This window comes from Yersinia alsatica (genome assembly GCF_025133195.1).
Lineage (GTDB): Bacteria > Pseudomonadota > Gammaproteobacteria > Enterobacterales > Enterobacteriaceae > Yersinia > Yersinia alsatica.
Map to the genome: position 1 here is coordinate 2,372,956 of NZ_CP104006.1, position 18,297 is coordinate 2,391,252.

Below are 18,297 nucleotides of genomic sequence, written 5' to 3' on the forward strand. Positions count from 1 at the left end.
GCTCGGTTAAGAGCAAAAAACACTTAGAAAATGATCGGCACGGGAGTATGTCGGCGATGAATAGAAAAATAAGCGGCTTTACTGGCCGGTGCATTCCTGGCGCATTATGGGGTATTACGGCGTTAATCACACTGGGAGGGCCGCCGCTGTGGGCGGCACAACCCCCACCGGTGGCGGCTTTTAACTGGCAGGCTGCACCGAGCGAAGAGCAATTGGCGGAGCTCAGCTTGCGTGAAGCTATCTTGCGGGCTTTTGCCCGTAATCCGCAAATTGCCCAAGCGGCGGCGCAGATCAAAGTGGGGCAAGGTGATTTGGATATCGCCGAAAGTGGCTGGTATCCGCAAATTTCCCTACAAGGCACGACCGGAAAATCGCATCAAACCGACTCTGCTGGCAGCTTAAATAGCAATGCTTCTGCCGGGGTTCAACTGAGCCAATTATTGTATGACTTCGGTAAAACCGGCGGCAGTATTGATGAGCAACAAGCTCTGTCAGATGCTTATCGCTATGAACTGTTTAACACCATGACCGCGGTGGGGCTGAGTACGGTTCAGGCTTATTTGCAGGTCAAGCGCTATCAGGCATTAAGTGTGGTCGCGCGCAGTAATATTGCCTCGCTGGAAAGCGTTAAAGAGACCGCCCAACTCAGGGCTGATGCTGGCTTGAGCTCGCACTCTGATGTTTTACAAGCTGAAACCCGCATCGCCGGTATGGTTGCCACTTTGGAGCAGTATCGCGCGCAGCAGCGCTCAGCGCAGGCGCAACTGACGGTCTTGACCGGTGTGGTGTCCGACAATCTGCCGGATCTCCCCAAAGATCTGCTCAAGCAAAAAATCACGCTCAACGCTATTCCTTACGATACCAGCAGCGCAGTGCGCAGTGCCGAGGCCAAGCAGCAGGCCGCCATGCAGCGGGTGCGGCAGAGTCAGGCGCAACACTGGCCAACCTTAAAGATTCAGGCGGGCCGGACACGCTATGAAAATGACTCCCGCTCTTACTGGGATGATCAGGTGCAACTGGCGGTTGAAGCCCCGGTTTATCAGGGCGGCGCGGTGAGTGCCAAAGTTCGTGCGGCAGAAGGCGCGCGCGCGGCGGCACAGGCGGAAGTTGAAAAAGCCAAGCTGGATGTGAATCAAAAAGCCGCAACGGCATACGCCGACATGATTGGTGCCATACAGCGCCAGCAAGCAGGGGAACAGCAACTGGAGAGTGCCCGCCATACCCGCAGTGTCTATCAGGATGAATATAAGTTAAGCAAACGCAGCCTGAATGACTTACTGAGTGTTGAGCAGGATGTATCACAGGCAGATTCAATGCGATTGATGGCGCTCTATGACGGCTGGGATGCCACCGCGCGCTATGCCTCGGCGGTCGATAATTTGGTCGACATGCTCGGTATCGACCGGGTTGCTCAAAGTGGCGAAAGGTTACCGACACTCTGATAGCGGCATTTTCACCTGCCACTGACGGGGGGGGATCGGGTTTCATTGACGCAAATGTGCGCGCGACAGGGGTAACATGACAACGCAATCTACGCCAACAGAAGTCTGGATAACCGCAATGGCGAGGGTTGCCAGCCGTTATGGCAAACCCGCTGATGTTAATTTTCTGACCCAGCAAATGCGCTGGTTTGAGCAATTAAATGGCTTGCGTCAACTGGAGCGACTCAGTGGCCTGCTGGGTTTGCAGGTCAACGTGATGCCATTGAAGAAAGTCCGCTGGCGCAATGAACTGCTGCCGGTGTTACTGGAATTGGAACCCGGCAGTGTGGCGGTATTAGAACACCTGAGTGATGACGAGCAGGTGAGCTATTGGCTAAGTGATGGTGGTGATGTGATTCGTGAGGCGAGCCTACCCGAGTTGCTGGCGCGCAGTCAGGGGCGGGTGGTTATGGTGGGCACCGCCATGCGCGGCCGTGATCAACGGATTGATGAGTTTGTCAGACCCTATCGCAAGCACTGGTTCTGGCAAAACTTCCGGGGTGCCGGACGTAAAATTGCTGAGATCTCTCTCGCCTCGGTGCTGGGTAATGTGCTGGCACTGGGGGGGATTCTGTTCTCCATGCAAGTCTATGACCGGGTAATTCCAGCACAGTCTTACGCTACATTGTGGGTGCTGTTCTTCGGTGTATTGCTGGCCGCGGTTATGGAGTATGTCATTCGGCTGACCCGGACTCAGATCTCTGATTTGATGGGTAAAAAAATCGACCTCAATGTTTCGTCGATGCTGTTTGTCCGCGCGATGGCGATTAAAAATGAAGCTCGCCCCAAGTCGACCGGCTCCTTTATTTCTCAACTGCGTGAAATTGATCAAGTTCGTGAATTACTCACATCCACGACGGTAGGGGCGGCGGCTGATATGCCGTTCGTGCTGCTGTTTCTGGTCATCATGGCCTTTATGGGTGGCCCTCTGGTTATTATCCCGCTATTGGCTATTCCGCTAATTGTTATCCCCGGCTTATTGATTCAGTTCCCCATGGCGAAACTGGCGAAGGAAGGAATGCGTGAAGGGGCACTGCGCAATGCCATTTTGGTTGAAACCATTGAAGGTATTGAAGATATCAAAGCATTGCAGGCCGAACCTTATTTTCAGCGCCAATGGGAGCAAACCCACGAGGTGAGCGCGGCGGTAGGGATGAAACAGCGCTTATGGGGCGCGCGCCTTACCGGTTGGGCCTCGACAGTTTCACAATTGACCTATGCGGGCATGCTGGTTTTTGGCACCTATCTGGTGTTGGCCGGGGAGATAACCACCGGGACACTGGTCGCCAGCAGTTTGCTCTCCTCAAGAACTATCGCGCCGTTAATGCAACTGACCATGGTTTTCTCGCGCTGGCAACATGCGAAAAGCGCCATGACCGGCTTGAATGAGTTACTCAAAAAACCCCTAGATCGCCCTGATGAGAGCGAGTTGGCTCACTGCCCGATACTGAACGGCCACTATCAGCTGCACAACCTGCAATACACCTATGATGAAGAGAAAGGGCAAAGCGTCATTGCGATTGCATCTCTGGAAATCAAACCCGGCGAGAAGGTGGCAATTCTGGGCAAAGTAGGGGCCGGTAAATCTACTTTACTGAAGCTGTTAGCCGGTCAGGCCAGTGCCACGCAAGGCAAAGTGGTGATTGACGGAGTTGATATCAAGCGGATAGAACCGGCAGATTTACGCCGTCAACTGGGCTTTCTGTCGCAGGACTCTCGCCTGTTCTTTGGCTCACTGCGGCAAAACCTGATGCTGGGCCACCCCCATGCCAGCGAGCAGGAGATGATTCAGGCGCTGCGGATCAGTGGCGCAATCGCCATGGTGCAGCAGGATGCGGCTTGCCTTGATCGGATTATTAATGAAGGGGGGCAAGGGTTATCCGGCGGGCAGCGGCAGATGGTATTGCTGAGCCGGATGATTTTACGTAATCCACAGGTTGTACTGATGGATGAACCGACGGCGTCAATGGATGAACAACTGGAAGATTATGTCATTCGTCAAATGGATAGCTGGTTGGATGGCCGCATGTTGGTGCTAGTGACCCATAGACCTGCATTATTAAAATTGGTAGACCGCATCATTGTGATGGATAACGGCCGAGTGGTGGCTGATGGCCCGCGCGACCATATTCTCAATGCGATGAGCAATAAATCTCAACAAGGTGCTGCCTAACAGGAGTTGGTCATGAGCAATCTCAGCCTGCAACAAGAAAGGGTACAGCAGGAGCGGCGCATGTCGGCCATTGTGTGGCTCATGCTGGTGGGGATGATAGTGATGTTTATCTGGGCTTATTTCGCCACGCTGGATGAAGTCACTGTGGGTACTGGGAAAGTGACGCCCTCGAGCCGCGCGCAGCTAATAGAGAGTCTGGATGGCGGTATCATTAATGAGTTGCTGGTGCATGAAGGGGCTATCATCAATAAAGGGCAAATTCTGGCCCGCCTTGATCCCACCCGTTTTCAATCTAACTACGGCGAAGCCGCCGCCAGAGTGCGTACTTTGCGCGCCTCTTCAGAACGCTTGCGCGCTGAGCTCACCGGTGCGGCATTGGCTTTCAGTGTCGATACCTTAAAAGAGCCGGAACTGGTGGCGCGCGAGACTCAGTTCTATCTCTCTCGCCGGCAAAATCTCAATGAAACTGTCAGCAATTTGCAGCAATCACTGAAACTGGTCCAGCAGGAGCTGAGAATGACCGAACCGCTGGTGGTTAAAGGTGCCGCCAGCCAGGTCGAGGTGATCCGGCTACAGCGACAAGTCAGTGATCTGCGGGGCAAAATTGATGAAGCTCGCAACCAGTATGCGGTTAGAGCCAGAGAGGAGCAGCTTAAAAATAATGCCGATTTAGATGCACAGTTGCAGGTGGTCTCCGGCAAGCAGGATCAACTCACGCGAACCACACTCATTTCACCGGTTCGTGGGATCGTAAAGGATATTCAGGTTTCCACCGTCGGGGGGGTGCTGCAACCCGGCGGTAAGTTGATGGAAATCGTCCCTATCGAAGAGCAATTATTGATTGAAACGCGTATTAACCCGCGTGACATTGCTTACATCCGCCCCGGCTTACCGGCGACGGTAAAGATAACCGCTTATGATTCATCCATCTACGGCAATCTGAATGGCGAGGTAGAGACGGTGTCGCCGGATACCTTGCAAGATGAAGTTAAACGAGACCAATTTTACTACCGTATTTATGTGCGCACTAATCGGGCTGATTTGACGAATAAAGCCGGGAAGTCATTTCCAATATTACCGGGAATGGTGGCGAGTGTAGAAATTAAAACCGGGCAGAAAACGGTATTAGACTACCTAATAAAGCCGTTGAATAAAGTGAATGAAGCATTGCGGGAGCGCTAATAACGCTGCTTAATTATTTGTCTCTATTGGCGTTTTACAGTTGACGCTGAATGCCCTTTATTTTCTGATAAATTTTAAACTATGCCAATAAATAGTTGGGTGCTAGTTAACCAATCAGGCTAATTATTAGCCCGTGATGTTTAAGCTATTCGTGCTCAAATATTATGATGAAACTATATGTTTTGCCTATTATTTCATTTTGGAAATATGCCCGTCATTATAAATATACTTCACTATATATATTGCAGACAATAAAAAAGCCGGTCAAAAGACCGGCCGTAACACTAACGAATTATCTGGCCGCGGAGGCCACAATGAAAGTAATAGTAAAATAATGATGATAGCGGATTTATTATAGTTGCTGTTTCTAAGATATTACTTGTCAATTTGTGCGGTATGAATTTTCTTGTAACTTATTGTATTTATTTAAAAAATAATCATTATTGATTATAGGTGCTATATTTATTGGTATTTTCTATTTTTGTGAAAGTTCGCCAGCATTTACATTTTGAAATGATTTTTGGACATATGAAACATTATCCGAGACTTGGTAGCATTTTCTGTATAGATAAATCCTAATCTTATTACCACAATAGAATAACCCCATTGGGATTATATGCTCGCAAGAGCAGTGGCATAGTTAGATCTAATAATTAGAGGATAATAACGATGAAACTTCGAGTTCTTTCCCTGCTTGTTCCAGCCTTATTAGTCGCAGGTAGTGCAGGCGCGGCTGAAATTTACAACAAAGACGGCAACAAGCTGGATCTGTACGGCAAAGTCGATGGTTTGCATTATTTTTCTGATGATAAGAGCAAAGATGGCGACCAGTCTTACATGCGTTTTGGCCTGAAAGGCGAAACTCAGATTAGCGACCAACTGACCGGTTACGGCCAGTGGGAATATCAGGCAAATTTAAACAAAGCTGAAGATCAAGACCAAGGTAACTTTACCCGTATTGGTTTCGCTGGTTTGAAATTTGCTGATTACGGCTCTTTCGATTATGGCCGTAACTATGGTGTGCTTTACGACGTAAACTCATGGACTGACGTACTGCCAGAGTTCGGTGGCGATACCTACGGTGCGGATAACTTCCTGTCACAACGTGGTAACGGCATTGCGACTTACCGCAACACCAACTTCTTTGGCTTGGTTGATGGCTTGAACTTTGCTCTGCAATATCAAGGCAAGAACGGCAGCGGCACTGAAACCAACAATGGCCGTGATGTACAAGGTCAGAATGGTGACGGTTACGGTATGTCTGTATCTTACGACCTTGGTTGGGGCGTGAGTGCGTCTGCTGCGATGGCAAGCTCTCTGCGTACTACTGATCAAAATAAACTGGCATATGGTCATGGTGATCGTGCTGATGCCTATGCTGGTGGTCTGAAATATGACGCCAACAACGTTTATCTGGCCGCAACTTATACTCAGACTTACAACCAGACCCGTTTCGGTAACTTTAGCAATGAAGATGCTGACGCGGTTTACGGCTTTGCTAACAAAGCACAGAACATTGAGTTAGTGGCTCAGTATCAGTTTGATTTCGGCCTACGCCCATCCGTAGCTTACCTGCAATCTAAAGGTAAAGACCTCGGCAACGGCTATGGTGACCAAGATCTGCTGAAATATGTTGATGTCGGTGCTACCTACTTCTTCAACAAAAACATGTCCACCTATGTTGATTACAAAATCAACCTGTTGGATGAAAACCAATTCACCAAAAATGCCGGTATCAACACTGATGATATCGTAGCGGTTGGTTTGGTTTACCAGTTCTAATCCTGATAGCAGGGTAGGTTCTGATAAAACGCGGTCACTTGGCCGCGTTTTTTTATACTTGTCATTGCAGTAACCGAGCAGTAATTCAATCCAGCATCGTTGCGTTTTTGACCAAGTTGGTTTTTTTTGACCAATTTCGGCATGAAGTTTAACCAAACGAACCGAATTTCAATTTTTTCTGAACCAAACACTAGACATATCATCACGCTATAGATGATAATGCCGCTCATTGGAAGGATGGCCGAGTGGTTTAAGGCAACGGTCTTGAAAACCGTCGACTGTAACAGGTCCTAGAGTTCGAATCTCTATCCTTCCGCCAAATTACGCCGGCATAGCTCAGTTGGTAGAGCAACTGACTTGTAATCAGTAGGTCCCGAGTTCGACTCTTGGTGCCGGCACCAATTAAAAGCCCGCTATCTGAATAAGATAGCGGGCTTTTTGCTATGGGCTTTACATCGCGACTCAGCGAGGCGGGGTGGCTCATATCTATCGAAATGGCGGCAGCTACCGTCGCTGCCGCCAATAGCATTAGCTGTTCTTGGCTAGTTGGGCCACCAACTGATTAACGCCATCACTCATATTGGTGAATTTAGTCAACTGCGTGCGGGTCACTACCACGAAGACGCCGATATTCTTTTCCGGGATCATGGCCATGTAGGTGATGAACCCGCCGCCGCCACCGGTTTTTTGCATAATTCCCGGTAGTTCATCATTGGGTGCCATATAAACCCATCCCAAACCCAGTGCATCTGCCTGACCGGCAACATCCATCCCTTTTAATGAAACTAAGTCGCGGCGTTGGAAATACAGGGTTTGTTCACGTTTGGCTGAATTCTTACGCGCGCTGTTATCTGAAGATAAGAATTGCTGCATCCAGCGCTGCATATCCTCCGGTGTTGAGTAAATCCCACCGCTGCCAGCGGCGGCTGTGGTGTTCTCACAACGGCTGCTGCCAACACCAACCATCAAACGGCTACATTGCTCTGCCGTCGGGGTGAGGGTGGTATTGCGCATGCCTAACGGAGCGGTGATTTTATCGCGCAATAAGCTGGTATAAGGTTTGCCAGAGGCTCGTGAAAGTGCATCCGCCAGCAAATCGTAGGCCAAATTGGAATAAGCCGCTTTTACACCGGGGGGAACAGCGACAGTTGCCTGTTTAAGCCACTGCCAGCGGTTATCTTTAGTCGGCCAGGTAAACACTGGCCTTTTCTGCGGGCCACCCGGCTGTTCACGCGGCAGGCCGCTGGTATGGCTGGCCAAATTCAGCAGGGTAATTGGCTGCTTACTATTATAAGCCGGAACTTTGGCCCCACTTGGCGCATATTTTCGCAGTGGGTCGGTCAATTTTACCGTGCCATCTTCAGCCAGCTTAACCATCACTTCACTGGTCATCAGCTTGGTGATAGAAGCAATGCGAATCAATGAGTCTGGCCGCGGGCGCAGATTATTACCGGGCTTGGTTTCACCAAAGCTGCGGTTGACCACTTGGTTATTATCGATAACCACCAGTGCCATTCCCATGGCCCCACTGTTATAGAAGATATGTTCAGCATATTGATCAACAACTTGTGATGTCAAAAGCTCAGTATTGGCATAGCTGTGCATAGGGATTGTAAATAATGCTGCAGCCAGCAATGGGGCGGAGAAATGTTTCAGCAATCTTTTGTCCATGTTCAAAAAATAAATAAGTGGTCGTGGACTTATAGTAATCGGATATTTGTATAAAACATGCTGAAATTTTCAGATAGACGAATAATTTACATTAGCGGGCAGAACTTATCGGGCCAGTGGCCTCATTGCGAGTCAACCCACAAAGAGAGCCACTCTGTTTTTTCTGCTTTATATCCTGTTATTACATTAGACGTGGCTTAGATAGGGGATATCTGACGAACCTCGTGCTGAAAAACGTAAGGGTCTGAGAGTAATTCGAACTGTTCGTCATCGGGATAGGTGACTGCCACCTGATAATTCTCGCCAGCGAATGCTTTAACGGCATTAATATCTTGCCAGTAAGTGGCTAAAAAGAAATGCTCCCACATCCCCTGAGTTTCATGGCGTACAAATGCACCTCTATTCCCTGCAATTCCTTGGGCATGTTGCACACCGGTGAGCTCCAAATGCTGCCTGAATCCTTCCGCATATTTTACTGGGACACAACCATGCCAAGTTCTTACAATCATTTTAGCCAATATCCTGTTGGAGAAAAGGGGAGCTAAACACCATAGCATGATAGAAAGGGAAAGCGGGAGAGGGGAAATAGTAGAATGGTAATGATATTCAGCATGATAAAAAACCGCACCGGGTTAGGGCCGGTGCGGCTTGCGCTGACTATCAGACATCTATTAGCTTTCAGTGACCGGTTTAGGCACCACGTTAGATGACTCTTTCATACCGAGTGGGTTATTGCCCCAACACTGTTCGTATTTCCAGCCGGTGAGTTCTTCCGCGACGGCTCGAGCATGGGTTGGGATATCAGCCATGGCACCGCCACCTTTGATTCGCTCAATTTCTTCCAGCAGGATTTTGTGGTTTTTACGGTCCAGTTTCATCTGCGTGGTGTAGTAGATAGCCACTAATGCTAGAGCAATAACGCCGATAGCGAAGACCCCGACAATGGCTTGCACAGCCATTTCCGGCTGACTCGATTGCCCGGAGACAAAACCAAAGCGACTTAACGTCCACCCCATGGCGAAGACGATAATCGAGCGCACCATTTTACCGGCAAAAGTCATGGCCCCGGCATAGATCCCTTCACGGCGACGGCCGGTTAATACTTCGTCCACATCAGCCAGGAAGGTATAAACCGTCCATGGGATGTAGTAGATGCCGCCGGTACTCAAACCGAAAACAGCAGTGATGCAGAACAACACAATCACTGTGGTGGTCTGAGACCAGCCAGTAAAATAGAGTGCGGCATACGCAATCACACTGACAATCACGACTTGCAGCGCGATACGGAACGGGCGAGCAAAGCCCATTTTGACGCAGATACCAATAAAGATCGCGGTAGAAATCAGCTGCATGATTGAGCTAAAACTATTGAGCTGAGAGACCAGCGCGGCATCCTGACCTAAACCAAAAATAATAAAGTAAGTAAATGCGGAAGCGAACAACCATTCAGCACCAAAACCAAACAAATACATCCCCAAGTGTTTGCGGAAAATGCGCAGATGGAAAGTTGATGCCATATCCACACAGAGTTTTTTCAGGGCTTGGCCTAAGCTGCTCGTGGTTTCTCTAACCACTTCGCTGGCTGGACGTTCCCAAGATGAACTGTAAAGCCAGATCATGGCGCAGCACATAATCAGACCATAGGCGATCCCGGTATAGAGGAATGGCGTCGCTGAATCTTTACCATAAATGGCAATAAACTGGCCGGGAATGAAAGCAGCTAAAAAGTTAGCGACTTTGCCAAAGATAGCTTTAGAACCCGTCAGTTTTGAGCGCTTGGCAAAATCGGTGGTCATCTCGGTTGCCAGTGTTTCATAAGGCACCATGATCGAGGTGTAAATCAGTTCAAACAGCGCGTAGGTCAGTAAGTAATACCAGAAGCCAAAGCCACTCATCCACAGCATTGGATAGACCAATACCAGTGGGATCCCCAGTAAAATGAAGAAGCGACGGCGGCCAAAGATGCGGCCCAGTCGAGTATTGTAAAAGTTATCTGTGATATAACCCATAACCGGGTTACTAATGGCATCGATAATACTGGCGATTGAAAAGATAGTGGCAGCTTCTACGACAGAGAGTCCGCAAAAGGTGGTGTAGAAATACATCAGCCAGGCACCGCTAATTGCCAGTGCGCCGCTCCCCAGTAAGTTGGCGCTCCCATACGCCAAGGTATGTCTTGTTGTAATAGCTTTACTCATTTTTACCGCCACCTCAAATTAAAACAATGTTTCATTAATAATGGATAAGCGTTTTCTTTATAAAGGTATGGCGTTCATAAAAATGAGTGGTCGATCACGAAAAAGGGTTTTTCGGTCTGAAATGGCGCGAATTACAGTAAAAATTGATGTGAATCAAGTTAATGGATGGAGGGAATATTCGGCAAAAAAACAAAATATCCATAAGAATACTAATGAGTGATAATGCTCTTTTACGGCAATCATCACCGTGACAAATGTGGCAAGATTTTAATCAATGGCATGAAAAATCGGCATCTGTATTAAGTCTGTTGCGTACATAGTGAAAATATCAATATTTGATATATGGGAATGGTTCCGTAGCATATGAATGTATTCTGGCTGCACCAGTGGCTAGCAGTGAAGGATGTAAAATGGCGAAGAAAAACCCCTATTATGATGCCAGTAAGCCACACCACACCGAATTTGGATTTCAGAATCTGGAACCTGTTATCCACCATCCGCAGGATCTAAAACGTTGGCGCGAAGAGCGCAAACGCCAGTCGTTACCCAAACCTCCGCAGCAGGGTTATGCCCAGTTTGTCACTGACTGGTGGCAAGCGGCGGATTTCGGTGGTCAACAAGATGCCTTATGGTGGTTGGGTCATGCCTCATTATTATTGCGCGTCGGGGGGAAAACTGTCCTGTTCGACCCGGTACTCTCTTGCCGTGCTTCGCCCCTCAATTTTTATGGGCCAGCACGCCGAACCCCGGCTCCCGCCAGTGTAAAAGAGTTGCCACCTATTGATGTGGTGGTGATTTCTCACAATCACTATGACCATCTGGATGTGACGACCATTACCCAATTAATCCGGCGCTTCCCCGAGGTGGTTTTTTTGGCGCCACTAGGGCTAAAAAGTTGGTTCGTACAACATGGTGCGCAGCATGTTCATGAGTTGGATTGGTGGGACAAGCATCTGGCTGCTGAATTTGAGTTTCATTGTGTCCCAGCGCGCCATTGGAGTATGCGCACGCCGTGGGATCGTAACCAAAGTCTATGGTCGGGCTGGGTGGTTAAACGCGACAATGTTAACTTCTATTTCACCGGAGATACCGGCTATTGCCAGCAACTGTTGACCATTGGTGAAAGATTGGGGCCATTCAACTACGCGGCCTTGCCTATTGGCGCTTATGCTCCGCGCTGGTTTATGAATGCACAACATATGGATCCGCAGCAGTCGGTACAATTATTTAAGCAATTACAGCAACCTATGACAGTGCCTATGCATTGGGGGGTATTTGAATTGGCCGATGAGTCACTGGATGAGCCGCCGCAACAATTAGCGCTGGCGTTAGCTGAAGCCGGTGTTTCACAAGAGAATTTTGCGCCGATTAAGATTGGCGCACGGATAGTGCTGGAGTAGGGCGTTCCAGCGGGTTTAATGACCACCCGCTGAAGCTAACCCTCAGTTTTTATTGAATTTGATGCACTAGATTCTGAATTGATTCACGGCACCGGTCAAATCAGCCGCCTGAGCTTGTAATGCCGCAGAGGCGGCAGTTGATTCCTGCACCAGTGCCGCATTTTGTTGCACCATGGTATCCAATTGAGCCACTGCACTATTGATTTCATGAATGCCGCGCATCTGTTCATCTGCGGCGTTGGTGATTTCTGACATGATGGTGGTGACATCAGAGACGCTGCTGACAATCTCGGTCATGGTATTACTGGCTTGACGTACCTGACCCGAACCGGAGGCTACACTGCTGACGGTTGATTCAATTAATGTTTTTATCTCTTTCGCGGCTTGTGCACTGCGTTGTGCCAATGTGCGCACTTCACCGGCAACCACGGCAAAACCGCGACCTTGTTCACCTGCTCGGGCAGCTTCTACCGCCGCATTCAGTGCCAAAATATTCGTCTGGAAGGCAATACCATCAATCACGCTGGTGATATCGCCGATTTTGCCAGATGCTGCCTCAATTGATTCCATGGTGGTGATAACTTTGGCGATAACATCGCCACCACGCGAGGCATCATTGGCTGCGGAGAGCACCGCAGTGTTAGCTTGCCTTGCTGCACTGGCCGACTGAGCCACAGTTGCTGAAATTTGTTCTAATGCCGCAGAGGTTTGTTGCAAGCTGGCGGCCGCTGATTCAGTTCGGCCCGACAAGTCCTGATTTCCAGCGGCAATTTCATTGGCGGCAATTCTTACCGACTCACTGGTATCGCGAATTTGAGCCATGACAGCACTGAGTTTGTCAGCAAAGTTATTGAATGAACGCGCTATTTTTGCCACTTCATCACGGCCTTCTACCGGCAAACGCTGTGTTAAATCCTCGGTACCCGAACTGATTGCATCCATGGCTTTATGCACGTGGGTCAGTGGTGTCAGAGCGCGCTGGGTAATAAGGCCAATAATCACTGCGGCAATGAGGATAATCACAATCAGCGTCACCAGCGAAGTGGTTAATAATGAGCGCATCCCGGCAGTAGACTGAGCTTTGTCCAGTGCCACAACAGTAAACCATTGTGTACCCGGCACGGCCTGCGCCAGCAATAACTTACTGCTGCCACCGATGTCGGCAGTCATAGGCTGAGTGGCGGACAAGAGTGCCTTAAGATCCAGTGTGGGGGCAATTTCACTCAGTGGTTTGAGGGTTAATTGCGCGTCTTGGTGGGCGATGATGGTGCCATCAGCATCAATCAACATCCCGAAGCTACCTTCCGCTGGGTGTATAGATTTTACGTTTGCAATCACACTGTCCATGGTGACATCGGCAGCCAATACCCCTTTAACACTGCCATCTTGGATGATGGGTAAGGCAAAGGTGACCACTAACTGATTTGTTCCGGCATCGACATAAGGCGGCGTGACGACAGGCTTTCCTGCTTTCACAGCTTGCAAATACCATGGGCGTCCAGTGGGGTCGTAACCTGCAGGAATACCCTCAGGATTAGAGAAGATGGCAGTCTTATTCGCGTAACCAATATACACATTAATAAAATTACCGGCCGCCGCAACCTGACGCAGTGCGGCGGTTGGATCAGCCGCCAGAGCCGTGTCTTTGAGTGACACAATCATTTGTGTTTTAGAGGCGACCCAGTCTGCAATGCCAACACCATGACTGGCAGTCACTGCCGTCAGAGTATTATCAATGGCACTGCTGTTATATTTGTTAGCAACGGAATAGTTAAAGTAAGTATTAATGGCAAGGGAACCCGCCACGATAATGATACAGGCAGCCAAGATACGTGAACGAATGGAATCAAGCATAGAGCGTCCTAAGTAAAGGGGAATGCATGATTCAAGTAACGGCTTGGCGTAGGGAAACTTGAGCTGAGTCACAGTAACAAAGTGTAATATATGCACCATTGTTAATTCTTTTTTATGTAATAGTGACGACAGTGGTCCATTTTGTTGATATCGATTTCCAATGAAAACATAAACTTGGTTGTTTTTTGATCTTGATTTTATTGGATTGAATAGCGATAAAGTTGAAAAAAATAGAAAAATTTAAAGGGTAAAATAAGCACCAATCGGCTGAAATCCGGGGATGTATCTAGATTGATGCTAAATATTCGAGCTTATAAGATAATCATGATTCACTGACTAACCACTGGTCGGCCTCGTCAAACATCTCTTCAACTAAACGATTGAGTACCGATTTCTCTTGTTTGCTGGCATCGGTATTTATGCCGTTAGCTTGCATCGGCTTGACCTTAACTTCTGCATCAGGAAATACCTGGTGTACGCGCTTGGTCAGCTCCGCCTTAATCATTTCATTCGCATTGGTCAGGCCGGCGACATTCCGTTTGTCATAAATTAATTCAACTCGCATCGCTTCTTCCTAAGTTTTCTCAAATTAAAATACTGTATTAATATACAGTTATATTGGGTGTGAGACAATAGGATTTTAGCTTTGTGGGCAAGGAATTAGGTTAACTGACTGTTTTTTAGGCGATTTGGTTATATTAAAAATAACCGCAGGTGATTTATTGAGTAATCACTGGCGGTTATTTTTTGTTTGAGATTTTATCTGCTTGTTTATGCAGGCAATTTAGATTTTTTTGCCGAAGCAGTAAAATGATCAGAATAGATGTATCTGGTTAATCTATCTCTAACCAGCGGGCATCGACCACGACACCGAGTATCTTGCAGTTACCATTGAGTTCAATTAATCGGTAGGCAGGATTCAATGGTTTCAAATACTTAACTCCGGCGTCGACGATCAATTTCTTAAATGTGGCTTCGTTATCATCAGTGAGTTTGGCGACAACAAAATTACCTGGCATCGGTTCTTTTTCCGGATCGACGAGAATAATCATCCCTTCGGGAAAACTGATACCTGACGGCGAGGTCATAGAATCGCCTTTTACACTCAACCAAAATGCATTGTCATGTGCATTCTTGGTCGACTCCGGCCAAATTTCAATATCGCGCAGGGTATAGGGCTCTATTGCTTCATACCAGTTGCCCGCACTGATCCAACTGATCAGCGGATAACTGTTGGCAACCGATCCCGCCGGTTTATCATTTAGTCCGCTGCGGGTAGATATAGACAAACTTTCAGCCATCTTCGCCAACTCTTTTGCCAATGAAGGGCTAAAGCTGCTGATAGGTTCATTCAACACTTTGGCAAAAGCAGCGGCATTGGTCACATTGAGCGGATTTATACCGTTCAGAAATTGGTTAACCGCACTTTGGCCCACGCCCAATTCGTGCGCAACCGATTCCTGGGATATACCCAGTGCTTTCTTCTTGGCATTAAACAGCTCTTTCAGCCGTTTAGCGTCGTCTAACTGTTCTGGCGTCAATGGCTTCTTTTTCATCAGTCAATTTTATTACCGTTAGCAATAATATCCAATCACCTGCGGTATTGACTATAAAATCACTTGCGGTAATAATCAATCAAAATATATAAGAGAAACGCATGGAATCGCACCTGCAACACGCACTGTTAGTCGTGTCATCAGCCTTCGTGCCGTGAGTTGCTCTGGTTATCACAAGAAGACGGCAGCCAGGCGTATTGGGGTTTCCGTTGCTGAACAATCGATAGGTTGAGGTGTCATCCTGTGACCCCGCCTTTTGTGGAGTAGCTATATATGAGTTCAATCAACGGCCCGAAAGCCGGAAACCATAGTCAGAAGATGCCGGGCATGAGAGATATTCAATTAGTATTAGCGCGCTGGGGGGTTTGGGCGAGATATAGCTCGGGGCTGGATTATTCATCTATTGCCGCTGGCTTCAAAGGGCTTTTGCCCGATACCTCTAAAAGTAAAGCCTCCTGCTGTGATGATGATGGCTTAGTCGTAGATGGTTGTGTGGCGCGATTAAAACAATACCGACCAGATGAATATGAATTGATTATTCGTCATTATGTTCTTAACCAATCAAAGCGAGCTATTGCACGTCAGCAAAAAAGAGATGAAAAGCTGGTAAGGATTAATATGCAAATGGCTGAAGGCTTTATTGATGGTTGTCTGGCTATGTTGAATGTAAAATTAGAAATGGACCCATTAATTGAAAACTTACATATTTATGAAAAAACATTAACGCGGTCCGCAAAAAGTGTATTAGTCTGATATTACTGGTTGGTATGTTACGCAAGAATAATATTTTAAGACCTCGCTAATGCGGGGTTTTTCTTTTTATAATTCTGATTGTTAGTGTAAACAAATAATTTTTTAAATATTCATTAAAAAACATTAGCGCGGTCCGCAAAAAGTATATTAGTCTGATATCACTGGTTAGTTACATACTGATTAAAAACAGGAAAGCCTCGCAATGTCGGGGCTTTCCTGTTTCTGTTGGTAATACGTTCCAGTGTATCAGAATGGGAGGTAATAAATGAATGAACAAAGTCAACTGCCATATTGGTGGACAGGATCGCTGGCACTATTTTCGGCTCTGAGCTTACAGGATTACATCTTTATTCTCGGCACAGTGATTAGCGTGATATTCACGATTAAAACTTATTACGTCAATTTACATGAGAAGGCCGCAATAATTAAAGAGGAGCAACGTCGAACCGAAATATTACGAGATTTTTTACGGAATAAAACAATAGAGAATATTCCAGCCGCCATTGCGGTATGCAATGACGCATTGCACAAGATGGAGAGCTGATATGACACCAGCATTACGCAACAAAGTGTTGGGCGCTGCTGCCGGAGGTGCTATTGCGATTGCCGGAGTATTACTTGGCGGGCATGGCGGCATCGAGGGCCGCGAATATCGTGCTTATTATGATGTCGCGGGGGTTCTGACGGTATGCGATGGCCACACTGGCAGCGATATTATTCGCCATAAGCAGTACAGCGATCAGGAGTGTGATGCTCTGCTACAGCGGGATTTACTGCCAGTAAAGGCGCGGGTTGATAGCGCCGTACAGGTTCCCATCGGGGAATACACCCGGGCAGCACTCTACTCTTTTACCTACAACGTCGGTCAAACCGCATTCATCAACTCAACTTTATTAAAAAAATTGAATAGTGGCGATATGGCTACTGCGTGCGACGAGTTACGGCGCTGGATTATGGCGGGCGGTAAACGGTGGCAAGGTTTGATTAATCGGCGCGAGATAGAACGCGAGCTGTGCTTGATGCCCCTATCGGTGGCGAAAAAAGCCGCGGAGGATAAATGAAGCGACGGATTATCAGCATTGGGTTGCTGTTGTTCTTGCTCCTTGGCCTTACAGCAAATACTTATCGGCTTAGCGCTAAGCAAAAACAAGAACATACACAGTTACAGGCGGAACAACTGGTGAATCAGACGTTGGGTAACATCATTGATGCCTATCAGTTAAACGACGCCGCCAATCGAGCGGCCGCCGCCCGACAGTTAGAAAACGAAAGGGCGTTACGACATGAAACCGAGGATCGTCTCAAGCGTTTTGCGGCTGCGTCGGCAACTGACAACTGTGCTGTTAGCCGCATGCCTGAGTCTGGTATTAGCATCCTGCGCGAATAAACCGCGCACTCTTTTAGTCAATCCCCCGCTGTTATTGCCGCCAGAGTCGGCGATGACTGCATGTGAAATCCCCGAGTTTACCGGATCAACATGGGGTGATAGCGCCTTATATGCCCTGACCCTCAAGCGGGAGTTGCTCATCTGCAAAGGGCGGTTAGATGAGGTTATCCATTGGCGTAACTCCCTGCGCCCCTGAGAAATTCCCGCTGTTCGGTGACTCGCCCTTAGTGGCCGCTCGAGCTTTATCCCCTAATGGGGCAACTATCTATCAGGAGAATAATCATGGCATGTATTGATGTCGGAATTCGCATTTTCTATCGGGTGAAATCATGAATGCAGCTCAAATCAGGCAACTGGCAGCCGCAGCGCTAGTAGGAAAAACCGATGCTGAAGATCGGATCTATTCAACTGACGCCTGGCCGCTAACGACTTATCCGGCCATTTTGTTGCAAACACCGATGGAAGTTAAAGAGTCCATTGGCCGTAATGCGCCGCAGTTTAAGACCATGACCACTTTGCGAATCAGTGGGCATATCCAACTGAGTGAGACGGAAAATCGGGTCACTGCAGCAGCTGCTGCACTTGAGCGTTTGTGTGAGCAAATTCAACGCGCGGTGATTAACAGCTATGAGTTGACCCGGCAGATTCAGCAATTTGCCAAAGTGCGCACCACCATGGGTATCGACACCAGCAGTGAGCAGCACTTTGCTGAAGTCAAAGTAGAGTTGGATCTGGAGTATTACCAAGGGCCGGAAGATTTCTTCCCGCTGGAAACCACGCCATTGGCGGGCATCGACGTCACTATTGCTATGCCCGATGGCACCACCGACCCGCTGATCGCCATCACCTTCCCGGAGTAA

The 18,297-nt window shown here is 48.1% G+C and carries 18 protein-coding genes and 2 tRNA genes; 14 read left to right on the forward strand and 6 right to left on the reverse strand.

Annotated elements, in window-relative coordinates; all coding sequences use genetic code 11:
• Nucleotides 1–56 precede the first annotated feature (56 nt).
• The 6 genes from N0H69_RS10475 to N0H69_RS10500 all read left to right on the forward strand — a co-directional run bounded on the left by N0H69_RS10475 (nt 57) and on the right by N0H69_RS10500 (nt 7,019).
• On the forward strand, nt 57–1,442 hold the full coding sequence (locus N0H69_RS10475; protein WP_050151013.1) for a TolC family outer membrane protein: 1,386 nt from the start codon (nt 57–59) through the stop codon (nt 1,440–1,442).
• Between the two features lie 76 nt (nt 1,443–1,518).
• Nucleotides 1,519–3,654 carry a type I secretion system permease/ATPase gene (locus N0H69_RS10480; RefSeq protein ID WP_072077465.1) on the forward strand — a complete coding sequence of 712 codons (2,136 nt, stop codon included), beginning with the start codon at nt 1,519–1,521 and terminating at the stop codon, nt 3,652–3,654.
• 12 nt (nt 3,655–3,666) lie between these two features.
• Nucleotides 3,667–4,836 (forward strand): beta-barrel domain-containing protein, encoded by a 1,170-nt coding sequence (locus N0H69_RS10485; protein ID WP_050120865.1) that lies wholly within the window; start codon nt 3,667–3,669, stop codon nt 4,834–4,836.
• 669 nt (nt 4,837–5,505) lie between these two features.
• A complete protein-coding gene (locus N0H69_RS10490) occupies nt 5,506–6,618 on the forward strand; it encodes a porin OmpC (RefSeq protein ID WP_050120866.1) in 1,113 nt (370 codons plus the stop codon).
• A 231-nt stretch (nt 6,619–6,849) separates the two neighbouring features.
• A tRNA-Ser gene (locus N0H69_RS10495) sits at nt 6,850–6,937 on the forward strand.
• A gap of 6 nt (nt 6,938–6,943) precedes the next feature.
• Nucleotides 6,944–7,019, forward strand: a tRNA-Thr gene (locus N0H69_RS10500).
• 127 nt (nt 7,020–7,146) lie between these two features.
• Here N0H69_RS10500 and ampH read toward each other — a convergent pair.
• The 3 genes from ampH to N0H69_RS10515 form a co-directional block, all read right to left on the reverse strand.
• Nucleotides 7,147–8,289 (reverse strand): D-alanyl-D-alanine-carboxypeptidase/endopeptidase AmpH, encoded by a 1,143-nt coding sequence (ampH, locus tag N0H69_RS10505; RefSeq protein WP_050120868.1) that lies wholly within the window; start codon nt 8,287–8,289, stop codon nt 7,147–7,149.
• Nucleotides 8,290–8,486: 197 nt separating this feature from the next.
• A complete protein-coding gene (locus N0H69_RS10510; protein WP_050151015.1) occupies nt 8,487–8,798 on the reverse strand; it encodes a hypothetical protein in 312 nt (103 codons plus the stop codon).
• Between the two features lie 162 nt (nt 8,799–8,960).
• Entirely contained in the window at nt 8,961–10,487 is a 1,527-nt protein-coding gene (locus tag N0H69_RS10515) for an MFS transporter (protein ID WP_050151016.1), read from the reverse strand.
• A gap of 410 nt (nt 10,488–10,897) precedes the next feature.
• Here N0H69_RS10515 and N0H69_RS10520 point away from each other — a divergent pair, with 410 nt between their 5' ends.
• The gene (locus tag N0H69_RS10520) at nt 10,898–11,887 is read left to right on the forward strand and encodes an MBL fold hydrolase (RefSeq protein ID WP_050132972.1); all 990 of its coding nucleotides are present in this window, start codon (nt 10,898–10,900) and stop codon (nt 11,885–11,887) included.
• A 66-nt stretch (nt 11,888–11,953) separates the two neighbouring features.
• Here the strand turns inward: N0H69_RS10520 and N0H69_RS10525 are convergent, their stop codons facing one another.
• The 3 genes from N0H69_RS10525 to N0H69_RS10535 all read right to left on the reverse strand — a co-directional run bounded on the left by N0H69_RS10525 (nt 11,954) and on the right by N0H69_RS10535 (nt 15,297).
• A complete protein-coding gene (locus tag N0H69_RS10525) occupies nt 11,954–13,741 on the reverse strand; it encodes a methyl-accepting chemotaxis protein (protein ID WP_050151017.1) in 1,788 nt (595 codons plus the stop codon).
• A 322-nt stretch (nt 13,742–14,063) separates the two neighbouring features.
• Nucleotides 14,064–14,306 (reverse strand): DinI-like family protein, encoded by a 243-nt coding sequence (locus N0H69_RS10530; protein WP_050106151.1) that lies wholly within the window; start codon nt 14,304–14,306, stop codon nt 14,064–14,066.
• Between the two features lie 268 nt (nt 14,307–14,574).
• The gene (locus N0H69_RS10535; RefSeq protein WP_004708676.1) at nt 14,575–15,297 is read right to left on the reverse strand and encodes a LexA family protein; all 723 of its coding nucleotides are present in this window, start codon (nt 15,295–15,297) and stop codon (nt 14,575–14,577) included.
• A gap of 327 nt (nt 15,298–15,624) precedes the next feature.
• Here N0H69_RS10535 and N0H69_RS10540 point away from each other — a divergent pair, with 327 nt between their 5' ends.
• From N0H69_RS10540 to N0H69_RS10565, 7 genes are all read left to right on the forward strand, one after another.
• Nucleotides 15,625–16,050 carry an antiterminator Q family protein gene (locus N0H69_RS10540; RefSeq protein WP_259705583.1) on the forward strand — a complete coding sequence of 142 codons (426 nt, stop codon included), beginning with the start codon at nt 15,625–15,627 and terminating at the stop codon, nt 16,048–16,050.
• A gap of 265 nt (nt 16,051–16,315) precedes the next feature.
• Entirely contained in the window at nt 16,316–16,594 is a 279-nt protein-coding gene (locus N0H69_RS10545) for a hypothetical protein (protein ID WP_050120874.1), read from the forward strand.
• 1 nt (nt 16,595) lies between these two features.
• Complete coding sequence (locus N0H69_RS10550; RefSeq protein ID WP_050151018.1) at nt 16,596–17,111, forward strand: lysozyme; 516 nt, start codon at nt 16,596–16,598, stop codon at nt 17,109–17,111.
• Entirely contained in the window at nt 17,108–17,437 is a 330-nt protein-coding gene (locus N0H69_RS10555; protein ID WP_050145423.1) for a DUF2570 domain-containing protein, read from the forward strand. Before N0H69_RS10550 ends, N0H69_RS10555 begins: the two co-directional genes overlap by 4 nt.
• On the forward strand, nt 17,334–17,633 hold the full coding sequence (gene lysC / locus N0H69_RS22315) for an Rz1-like lysis system protein LysC (RefSeq protein WP_422645779.1): 300 nt from the start codon (nt 17,334–17,336) through the stop codon (nt 17,631–17,633). The genes N0H69_RS10555 and lysC overlap by 104 nt, the downstream gene beginning before the upstream one ends.
• Entirely contained in the window at nt 17,596–17,733 is a 138-nt protein-coding gene (locus N0H69_RS10560; RefSeq protein ID WP_155410765.1) for a hypothetical protein, read from the forward strand. Before lysC ends, N0H69_RS10560 begins: the two co-directional genes overlap by 38 nt.
• Before the next feature lie 33 nt (nt 17,734–17,766).
• Complete coding sequence (locus tag N0H69_RS10565; RefSeq protein WP_050151019.1) at nt 17,767–18,297, forward strand: hypothetical protein; 531 nt, start codon at nt 17,767–17,769, stop codon at nt 18,295–18,297.

Excerpts from the sequence above, each read along its gene's own strand:
- N0H69_RS10480 (WP_072077465.1), top strand. The coding sequence starts at position 1,519 with ATGACAACGCAATCTACGCCAACAGAAGTCTGGATAACCGCAATGGCG.
- N0H69_RS10555 (WP_050145423.1), top strand. The coding sequence starts at position 17,108 with ATGAAGCGACGGATTATCAGCATTGGGTTGCTGTTGTTCTTGCTCCTT.
- N0H69_RS10525 (WP_050151017.1), bottom strand. The coding sequence starts at position 13,741 with ATGCTTGATTCCATTCGTTCACGTATCTTGGCTGCCTGTATCATTATC.
- lysC (WP_422645779.1), top strand. The coding sequence starts at position 17,334 with ATGAAACCGAGGATCGTCTCAAGCGTTTTGCGGCTGCGTCGGCAACTG.
- N0H69_RS10530 (WP_050106151.1), bottom strand. The coding sequence starts at position 14,306 with ATGCGAGTTGAATTAATTTATGACAAACGGAATGTCGCCGGCCTGACC.
- N0H69_RS10490 (WP_050120866.1), top strand. The coding sequence starts at position 5,506 with ATGAAACTTCGAGTTCTTTCCCTGCTTGTTCCAGCCTTATTAGTCGCA.
- ampH (WP_050120868.1), bottom strand. The coding sequence starts at position 8,289 with ATGGACAAAAGATTGCTGAAACATTTCTCCGCCCCATTGCTGGCTGCA.
- N0H69_RS10545 (WP_050120874.1), top strand. The coding sequence starts at position 16,316 with ATGAATGAACAAAGTCAACTGCCATATTGGTGGACAGGATCGCTGGCA.
- N0H69_RS10475 (WP_050151013.1), top strand. The coding sequence starts at position 57 with ATGAATAGAAAAATAAGCGGCTTTACTGGCCGGTGCATTCCTGGCGCA.
- N0H69_RS10540 (WP_259705583.1), top strand. The coding sequence starts at position 15,625 with ATGAGAGATATTCAATTAGTATTAGCGCGCTGGGGGGTTTGGGCGAGA.
- N0H69_RS10565 (WP_050151019.1), top strand. The coding sequence starts at position 17,767 with ATGAATGCAGCTCAAATCAGGCAACTGGCAGCCGCAGCGCTAGTAGGA.
- N0H69_RS10520 (WP_050132972.1), top strand. The coding sequence starts at position 10,898 with ATGGCGAAGAAAAACCCCTATTATGATGCCAGTAAGCCACACCACACC.
- N0H69_RS10535 (WP_004708676.1), bottom strand. The coding sequence starts at position 15,297 with ATGAAAAAGAAGCCATTGACGCCAGAACAGTTAGACGACGCTAAACGG.
- N0H69_RS10515 (WP_050151016.1), bottom strand. The coding sequence starts at position 10,487 with ATGAGTAAAGCTATTACAACAAGACATACCTTGGCGTATGGGAGCGCC.
- N0H69_RS10560 (WP_155410765.1), top strand. The coding sequence starts at position 17,596 with ATGAGGTTATCCATTGGCGTAACTCCCTGCGCCCCTGAGAAATTCCCG.
- N0H69_RS10550 (WP_050151018.1), top strand. The coding sequence starts at position 16,596 with ATGACACCAGCATTACGCAACAAAGTGTTGGGCGCTGCTGCCGGAGGT.
- N0H69_RS10510 (WP_050151015.1), bottom strand. The coding sequence starts at position 8,798 with ATGATTGTAAGAACTTGGCATGGTTGTGTCCCAGTAAAATATGCGGAA.
- N0H69_RS10485 (WP_050120865.1), top strand. The coding sequence starts at position 3,667 with ATGAGCAATCTCAGCCTGCAACAAGAAAGGGTACAGCAGGAGCGGCGC.